Consider the following 7,945-nt stretch of genomic DNA (forward strand, 5'->3'; position numbering starts at 1 on the left):
GGGGAGGGGCCGCACGGTGGCGGCCCCGGTCGGGGTGGATCAGTTGATCATGCCCTGTTCACGGTAGAACCGCTCGGCACCGGGATGCAGCGGCACGGGCATGCCGTCGAGCGCAGCCTCCAGCTTGATCTGGGCGGCGGCCTGATGCGAGGAGGTCAGCTCTTCGAGGTTGTCGAACAGCAGCTTGGTCATCTGATAGGCCACCTCGTCGGAGACACCCGCATGGGTGACAAGGTAGTTGGAGATGGCGATGGTCGGCACGTCGGCCTCCTGCCCGTCATAGGTGCCGGCGGGGATGGTCGCCGCCTGATAGGGCGCGCCAAGGCTTTCGGCGATGCTGGCGGGGATTTCCACCACGGAGATTTCCACCGAGGAGGCCAGATCGCGGATCGAGGCCACGCCAAGCCCTGCCGACTGCAGCGTCGCGTCCAGCTGGCGGTTCTTCATCAGCTCGACCGATTCCGCGAAGGGCAGGTATTCGGTCTTGCCCAGATCGTCATAGCTCATGCCTGCGGCGCCAAGGATGGCGCGGGCGTTGAGTTCGGTCCCCGAGGCGGGCGCGCCGACGGACACGGCCTTGCCCTTGATGTCCTCCAGCGTGGTGGCGCCGCTTTCGGCAAGGGCGACAAGCTGGATGAAGTTCGGATAGATGCCCGCGATGCCGCGCAGCTGGTCCAGCTTTTCCGGGAAGCCCGCCTCGGCATCGCCGTTCCATGCGGCGGCCACGCTGTCGCCAAGCGCGAAGCCGATCTCGCCCCGGCCCTGCTGCAGCAGGTTCAGGTTTTCGACCGAGGCCTTGGTGGACTGCACCTGCGTGCGCACGCGGTCCATGTTTTCGGCGTAGATGTTGGAAAGGCCGACACCCAGCGGGTAATACACGCCCGAGGTGCCGCCGGTCAGGACGTTGACAAAATCCTGTGCCATGGCGCCGCTGGCGCAGAGCGAAAGAGCGGATGCAGCAAGAGTGCCGCGCAGAACGGCGGTGAAGCGTTTCATGAAAATTCCTCCCTGTGTGTGCCCCGTGACGGGACGAACGGCCCGATAAAGCCTCATCGCAAGCGCGACGTGAACAAAGACCGGGGTTTCCGTGCATTATTTCTGGCATAAAATTGCCCCGTCTCCAGCAGAAATCTGCCCGGGGTGGTGCAAGTCTGCGGATCCGCAGGAGAACGGCGGCTTTGCGATTTATTTACCATAAGACGTATTACCGGGCATTTTGCGGCATTGCCCCGGAACGGCACAGGGCGCGCGACCGGTCTGGCCGCGCGCCCTGCTGGCGATGGGTCCGTTACACGCGGCCTCTAGCCGTCGCGGGCCAGCGGGCCGCGCTTGGGTTTGCGGAACAGGATCACATAGGCAAAGATCGCCGTCAGCACGAGGAAGAACAGGCTGTCCGGGCTGGTTAGGAAGATCATCGGGTTGCCATCGTTCAGCGACAGGGCGCGCCGCAGGTATTCCTCCAGATCGGGGCCAAGGATGAAGCCCAGAAGCAGCGACACGGTGGAATAGTTCTGCTGGCGCATGAAATAGGCCAGCACCCCGAACAGCACCGCCAGCGCCATCTGGAACACCGAATAGGTCGCCACATAGGAGCCCACCAGCGCCACCACGGCGATGGCCGTGTAAAGCAGCCCCTTGGGGATCGACACGATGCGCACGAAATAGGGCCCCAGCAGCCACAGCGACAGCGGGATCAGGATCAGCGCCGACAGGAAGAGCGAGCCCAGCATGGGCGCCAGCAGATCGGCCTGACTTTCCAGCAGCCTCGGGCCGGGCTGCAGCCCGTTGATGACCAGCACCCCCAGCACGATGGCGGTGGTGGGATCGCCCGGAATGCCGAACATCAGCATGGGCACGAAGGCGCCGCCGCACATGGAGTTGTTGGCGCATTCGGCGGCGGCGATGCCTTCGCGCGAGCCCTTGCCGTATTCCTCGGGCTTTTTCGATCCCGACCGGGCCACGGCATAGGACACGAAGGCCGCCATGGATCCGCCCGCGCCGGGCAGGATGCCGATGCCATAGCCGATGAAGGCGCTGCGCAGATAGGCCAGCAGGCCGATGGCGCGGATTTCCGACATGGGCGGGATGAAATCGCGGCGGCGGATCACCAGACCGCGCGCCTTTTCCAGCGTTCTGGCCAGCGGGTCGTTCCAGCTTTGCGCCTGTGTCAGCACCTCGCTGACGGCAAAGGCGCCGATCACCAGCGGCATGATGTCGATGCCTTCGACCAGCGTTTCGGTGCCGAAGTTGAAGCGCGGGATCGGCTGCAGCACGTCGATGCCGACGGTGGCGATCATGATCCCCAGCAGCGTGGCCACCACGCCCTTGGCGATGTTGTCCTTGTCGACGATGATGATGACCACCAGCGCGAACAGCACCAGCGAGAATTTGCCCGGCGTGCGGATCAGCAGCGACAGTTCCGCCGCCACCGGCATGAAGGCCATCAGCAGCACCGTGCCGATGCAGCCGCCGATCATCGACCCAAGGGCGGCATGGCCAAGCGCGTTGGCGCCCTGGCCCTTCAGCATCAGCTGGTTGCCTTCGACCGCCGTCATCATCGACGACGGCGCGCCGGGAATGTTGATGGTGGTGGCGGTGATCGAGCCGGAATACATCCCCGCCATGAAGATCGAGGCGCACATGACCAGCGCGGGCACCACGTCGATCGTATAGGTGACGGGCAGCAGCAGGGCGATGGCCAGCACCGAGGTCAGCCCCGGCATGGCGCCGAAGAAGGTGCCCACCAGAAAGCCGCCGACCATGAAGGCCAGCACCGACCAGTCGGCCAGCGCGGAAAAGCCGGTCAGCAGGTTGAGAAACGTGTCCATCAGAAGAGGCCCTCGAACATGGCGGGCAGGCGCACGCCGAAAATGCCCGCAAACAGACCGTAGAAGGTTGCGGTCACCCCGATCACGTAGAGCGCAAAGATATGGGGCCTGCGGGTTTCCAGCCGGAAGATGATCAGCAGCACCGCGCTATAGGCCAGCGTCGAGGGGATGTAGCCCAAGGGGCGGAACAGGAAGATGTAGGCGGAGGTCGCCAGCACCACCAGCGCCGGGCGTGCCATGTCGCGCAGCGCGATGCTGTCCGAAGGTTCGCGCAGTTCGGTCCAGAGCACGACGGCCAGTGCTGCATACATCAGCAGCGCGGCAAGGATCGGGATCGACCGCGGGCTCATCTCGCCATCGCCGGAAAACTGGGTGTGGATGTCGAAAGACGCTGCCAGATAGACGGTGGTGACCGCCAGAAGAAAGACCGGCAGCAGCACGCCGGCACGGAACAGATTCGCACGTTCGCCCATCGCAGAGCCTTCCTTTGGGACAAAAGGCGGCACCGGGGCGATGCCCGGTGCCGCCGGAAACGCAAAGGTTATTTCGACAGGATGCCGCTTTCGACCAGCTGGTCCATTTCGGTGAACAGGCCCTGCGCGGTGTCATCCGCCCATTGCGTCACCTCGTCCGAGCCCAGCCAGTTCGGGGTCACGCCGACCTTGGCGATCCAGTCCTGAAACTCGGCGCTGTCATAGGCGGCCTTGTAGGCGCCTTCCAGCTTGGCCACCACGTCATCGGGCGTGCCTGCGGGGGCGGCCATGACGATGAAGCTGCCGTTCATCAGATCCACGCCCGCCTCGTCCGAGGTCGGAACGTCATAGGTCGGGTTGCGGGTGTCGGAAAACTCGACCAGTCCGCGCGCCGTGCCATCCTCGATCAGGTTGGCGAAATCGCCAAGGCTGGTCAGCACCACATCCACCTCGTCGGACAGCAGCGCCTCTTTCTGCGGGGCGGCGCCACCGGGATAGGAGACGATCTTGAACTCGGTGTCGGTCAGGCTCTGCAGCTGCAGCAGCGTCAGGTGGACGCGCCCGCCAAGGTTCTGGACACCGATGCGGATCTGACCGGGATCGGCCTTGGCCGCCTCCACCAGATCGTCGAGCGACTGGTAGTCGGATCCGGCATCCACGATGATCGCGTCGGGTTCGCTGGTGACGCGGGCGATCAGCTTCAGCTTGTCCATCTTGTAGCTGGGCAGCATGCCTTGCCACGGCACGGTGACGATGCTGTCATAGGTCAGCGCGCCAAGGGTATAGCCGTCGGGCCGGGCGCTCATCACCTGACCGATGCCGGTGGCGCTGACGCCGCCTTCGATGTTTTCCACATAGATCGAGGCGCCGCCAAGCTCCTGCTCGGCCAGCGTGGTGATCTTGCGCACGATGCCGTCGGTGCCGCCGCCCGCGCCCCATGGCACGACGACGCGGATGTCCCGCTCGGGGTATTCCGCCAGCGCGGCAACGGGTGCCAGCGTCGCGGCGGCTGCGGCCAGAAGGCCGAAGATGGTTCGCTTGGTCATGTCTATCCTCCCACATGCTGGATGGGATGCGCCATCCATGTCGCATCCGTCCGGGCCTGACACGGGGTGTCCCCTGCCCTGACGGTCCTCCCCCGCGGGACCAGATGCGGCCGCGCGGGGCTGTCGCCAAGCTGTCTCCAGGTCAGCTCTCAACTAATACATTACTATATGACAGAGCGGGACGCTGACAAGATGTTTCGCATCCGGCAGGTGATCCGCCCCGCCGGGGCCCTGTCAGGCTGGCAGATCCATGCGGCTCAGCAGGAAATCCAGTTCGGCCAGATCGGTGTCGTCCAGCTTGGGGCCGGGGCCGCGCAGGGCGGCGCAGGCCAGCGCGCCGCGCCGCCGCAGCATTTCCTTGCGCAGGGCGATTCCCCACTGCCCCTGCGCCTCGTGCTTCAGCAGCGGCAGGAAGCGGTTGAAAAGGTCATGCGCTTCGGCGCGGCGGCCTTCGGTCATCAGCTCGTAAACCCCCGACAGCATCTCGGGATAGGAAAAGCCCGCCATCGGCCCATCGGCGCCGCGTTCCAGTTCCTGCACCAGATACTGCCCGTTATTGCCGGTCAGGATGCGCACCGGGCGCGTCGTCTCGGCGCGCAGGCGGCTGATCTTTTTCGGGCTCGGGAAATCCTCGGCCTTGATGACGCCGATCTGGGGAAAGGCCTCCAGCAGCCGGACGATGGCGGGCACCGACATCACCACGCCGGAGGCGGCGGGGAAATCCTGCAGCACCACCGGCACATCGCCGATCCGTTCGAACACCGCCTCGAAATAGCGCATCAGATCCTCGTCGGTGCGGATGCCGCCGGGCGGGCAGATCATCACCGCGTCGCAGCCTTCGGCCATCACCTGCCGGGTCAGTTCGACCATCTGCGCGAGATTGGGCGAGGAGACGCCCGCGATGATCCGCCGACCCTCCGCCGCGGCGACAAATCCCGCGGCGACGGCCACCGATTCGTCCATGGTCAGCTTCTGCGCCTCGCCGCTGACGCCAAGCACGGTCAGCCCCTGCGCGCCGTGGCGGTAATAGAACTGCGACAGCGTGCGCAGGCTGTCATGATCCACCGCGCCATCGGGGTGGAACGGGGTCTGGGCCACGACATGCAGCCCTTTGGTTTCGCTAAGCATGAGTCTCCTTTCCGCGGCGCCAAGGGCTGCCGCGCTTGCTGGGTCAGGGTGGATCTGGGGTCGGGCCTTCGGCCCGGATCAGGCGAAGTAATCCTTGTGCAGGATCCGGTATTCGTCGGCCCAGTCTTCGGGTTTGTAGGTATGGTCGCGGATTTCGTGGATGGCGCGGGCTTCATCCCCGGCCTCTATGGCGTCGATGATGGCGGTATGGCCCTGCAGGATCTGCTGCAGCTTCTCTTCGGAATGGCGCTGCAGGCGGCGCACCCGGTCCAGATGACCCGAACGCGACCGCAGCAGCGCGTGCAGCGCCTCGCGCCCCAGCCCTTCGAACAGGATGAAGTGGAAATATTCGTCGAGCTGCTGGAACTTGCGCAGCTGCGTGCCCTCTTCGGCCACGGCGCGCTGCATCGCGATGACGGCACGCGCCCGCACCACCGTTTCGGGCACCTTGGCGCGGGCGAGGCCCAGCACCACCTCGGTTTCCAGCGCGCGGCGCAAGAACAGCGCCTCGTTGAGCTGCGGCACGTCGATCCGCGTCACCAGCGTGCGCGACTGGGGGTAGATCTTGACCAGCCCGTCCTGATCCAGCCGCTGCAGCGCGTCGCGCAGCGGGGTCTGGCTGACCTCATAGTCCTTGGCCAGTTCGGCGCGCAGCAGGTTGGTGCCGGGCGGCAGATCCAGCGACAGGATGCGCTGGCGCAGGTCGTCATAGATGCGCGAGGCCGCCGTGGGCCGGAGGATGCTGGGTTCGGGGCGCATCAGATCCAGCGCCGCCTGCAAAGATGTGTTCATAGGTGTTCCTGACGTCGCTCAAGGACTTGTTGCGCGCAGCTAACCTGAGTCCGGGGTTGCTTGACCATGCCGTAAAACTAAAATATTAGTGTATATCAATTGGCTCGGCAAGCCACATGCCCCCGACGTAGGAGACTTATCATGATCGCCCCCACCGACCTGCGCGAGATCATTCGCAGCGGCCTGCTGTCTTTTCCTGTCACGCCCTTTGATGGCGAGGACCGTTTTGCCCCGAAACCCTTCATGGACCATCTGTCGTGGCTTTCGGACTATGATGTGGCGGGGCTGATCGTCGCAGGCGGCACCGGCGAGATGTTTTCGCTGACCCCGGGCGAGATCGTCGAGGTGGTGAAAGCCGCGCGCAGCGTCTCCGGCGACGCGCCGGTGATCGCGGGCTGCGGCTATGGCACGCGCGTCGCCTGCGATCTGGCCCGCGAGATCGAGGCGGCAGGCGGCGACGGCATCCTGCTGCTGCCGCATTACCTGACCGAGGCGCCGCAGGATGGCGTTGCCGACCGCATCCGGCAGGTGTGCCGCGCCACCAACATGGGCGTCATCGTCTACAACCGGGGCCAGTCGCGGGTGTCGGCAGAGACGCTGGCGCAGCTGGCGGACGAATGCCCGAACCTGATCGGGTTCAAGGACGGCACGGGCGACATCGACACGGTGCGCCGGGTCACGCTGCAGCTGGGGGACCGGCTGTCCTATATCGGCGGCATGCCCACGCACGAGCTTTTTGCGCAGGCCTATCGCGGGGCGGGCATGCCCACCTATTCCTCGGCGGTGTTCAATTTCGTGCCCGCGACCGCGCTGGAATTTCACCGCGCCTTCACCGCCGGGGACGATGCCACCTGCGAACGGCTGCTGCAGGAGTTCTATTACCCCTTCGCGGCGATCCGCGACCGCAAGACCGGCTATGCGGTGTCGGCGATCAAGGCGGGCGTGGCGCTGCGCGGCTTTGCCACCGGCCCGGTGCGCGCGCCCCTGACCAGCCTCACCGAAGAAGAGGTGGAGATGATGCGCCAGCTGATCGCCGGGCGCAGCTGACCGCCCAGACCTGCCCCGGTCCGCCGGGGCAGAGCCGGAGCCCCGCGAAGCCTTTGTCATCATGGCGGACATCGGCCACGCGGGGGGTGATTCCGGGGCCTGCCACGCCCTAGGGGCGGCGCAGCACCCGCAGCAGATGCGGCTGGCGCAGCACGAACAGGCCATCGGCGGGTTCCGCCGCACGCTCGAACGCCGCCGCAATGGCAGCGCGCTGCCGCGTGGCCTGCTCGGCGCGGCCCGGATCCGGCTGGCAGACATAGCTCAGAAAGGCGTCAAGCCCGGCAAAGCGGCTGATCCGCTCCACACTCGTGTCGGACAGGGGCTGCGCGCCGGTGTCGGTCTCGAACGCTGCCAGCGCGGCCAAGGCCTGCGCGCGCACCGTGGTTTCATCATCCAGAGGCCGCATCGCGTCAAAGAACGACCCCTCTGCCAGCGGTTCGACCACGACGAGAAGCCCCATGGGGCGCAGCACGCGAAAGGCCTCTGCCAGCGCGGGTTGCATCAGGGGGCCGGGGATGTGGTGCAGCGTGTTCATCAGGATGGCCGCGCCAAAGCTCATGTCCCGCGCCGGGATCGCCTCTGCCCCGGCGATGTGAAACTCGGCCCCCGGGGCGCGGCTGCGGGGGGGGGG

At 65.9% G+C, this 7,945-nt stretch carries 8 protein-coding genes; 1 reads left to right on the forward strand and 7 read right to left on the reverse strand.

Features of this window, described 5'->3' with window-relative positions; all coding sequences use genetic code 11:
* Positions 1 to 39 precede the first annotated feature (39 nt).
* The 6 genes from VK682_RS18850 to VK682_RS18875 all read right to left on the reverse strand — a co-directional run bounded on the left by VK682_RS18850 (position 40) and on the right by VK682_RS18875 (position 6,267).
* Positions 40 to 996 (reverse strand): TAXI family TRAP transporter solute-binding subunit, encoded by a 957-nt coding sequence (locus VK682_RS18850; RefSeq protein WP_324782349.1) that lies wholly within the window; start codon positions 994 to 996, stop codon positions 40 to 42.
* Between the two features lie 305 nt (positions 997 to 1,301).
* On the reverse strand, positions 1,302 to 2,828 hold the full coding sequence (locus tag VK682_RS18855) for a tripartite tricarboxylate transporter permease (protein WP_089851846.1): 1,527 nt from the start codon (positions 2,826 to 2,828) through the stop codon (positions 1,302 to 1,304).
* Complete coding sequence (locus VK682_RS18860; protein WP_089851847.1) at positions 2,828 to 3,301, reverse strand: tripartite tricarboxylate transporter TctB family protein; 474 nt, start codon at positions 3,299 to 3,301, stop codon at positions 2,828 to 2,830. Before VK682_RS18860 ends, VK682_RS18855 begins: the two co-directional genes overlap by 1 nt.
* A gap of 68 nt (positions 3,302 to 3,369) precedes the next feature.
* A complete protein-coding gene (locus VK682_RS18865; protein WP_089851849.1) occupies positions 3,370 to 4,347 on the reverse strand; it encodes a Bug family tripartite tricarboxylate transporter substrate binding protein in 978 nt (325 codons plus the stop codon).
* 234 nt (positions 4,348 to 4,581) lie between these two features.
* Entirely contained in the window at positions 4,582 to 5,475 is an 894-nt protein-coding gene (locus VK682_RS18870) for a dihydrodipicolinate synthase family protein (RefSeq protein ID WP_324782350.1), read from the reverse strand.
* Positions 5,476 to 5,553: 78 nt separating this feature from the next.
* Positions 5,554 to 6,267, reverse strand: a complete 714-nt coding sequence (locus VK682_RS18875; protein WP_089851854.1) for a GntR family transcriptional regulator — start codon at positions 6,265 to 6,267, stop codon at positions 5,554 to 5,556.
* A gap of 144 nt (positions 6,268 to 6,411) precedes the next feature.
* Here VK682_RS18875 and VK682_RS18880 point away from each other — a divergent pair, with 144 nt between their 5' ends.
* Positions 6,412 to 7,314, forward strand: coding sequence for a 5-dehydro-4-deoxyglucarate dehydratase (locus VK682_RS18880; RefSeq protein WP_207543690.1), 903 nt, complete (start codon positions 6,412 to 6,414; stop codon positions 7,312 to 7,314).
* A 109-nt stretch (positions 7,315 to 7,423) separates the two neighbouring features.
* Here VK682_RS18880 and VK682_RS18885 read toward each other — a convergent pair.
* The coding region (locus VK682_RS18885; RefSeq protein WP_324782351.1) for a class I SAM-dependent methyltransferase at positions 7,424 to 7,945 on the reverse strand (522 nt) is incomplete at its 5' end.

It is taken from the genome of Salipiger marinus (assembly GCF_035481585.1).
GTDB classification, from domain to species: domain Bacteria; phylum Pseudomonadota; class Alphaproteobacteria; order Rhodobacterales; family Rhodobacteraceae; genus Salipiger; species Salipiger marinus.

Excerpts from the sequence above, each read along its gene's own strand:
- VK682_RS18850 (WP_324782349.1), bottom strand. The coding sequence starts at position 996 with ATGAAACGCTTCACCGCCGTTCTGCGCGGCACTCTTGCTGCATCCGCT.
- VK682_RS18865 (WP_089851849.1), bottom strand. The coding sequence starts at position 4,347 with ATGACCAAGCGAACCATCTTCGGCCTTCTGGCCGCAGCCGCCGCGACG.
- VK682_RS18860 (WP_089851847.1), bottom strand. The coding sequence starts at position 3,301 with ATGGGCGAACGTGCGAATCTGTTCCGTGCCGGCGTGCTGCTGCCGGTC.
- VK682_RS18875 (WP_089851854.1), bottom strand. The coding sequence starts at position 6,267 with ATGAACACATCTTTGCAGGCGGCGCTGGATCTGATGCGCCCCGAACCC.
- VK682_RS18855 (WP_089851846.1), bottom strand. The coding sequence starts at position 2,828 with ATGGACACGTTTCTCAACCTGCTGACCGGCTTTTCCGCGCTGGCCGAC.
- VK682_RS18870 (WP_324782350.1), bottom strand. The coding sequence starts at position 5,475 with ATGCTTAGCGAAACCAAAGGGCTGCATGTCGTGGCCCAGACCCCGTTC.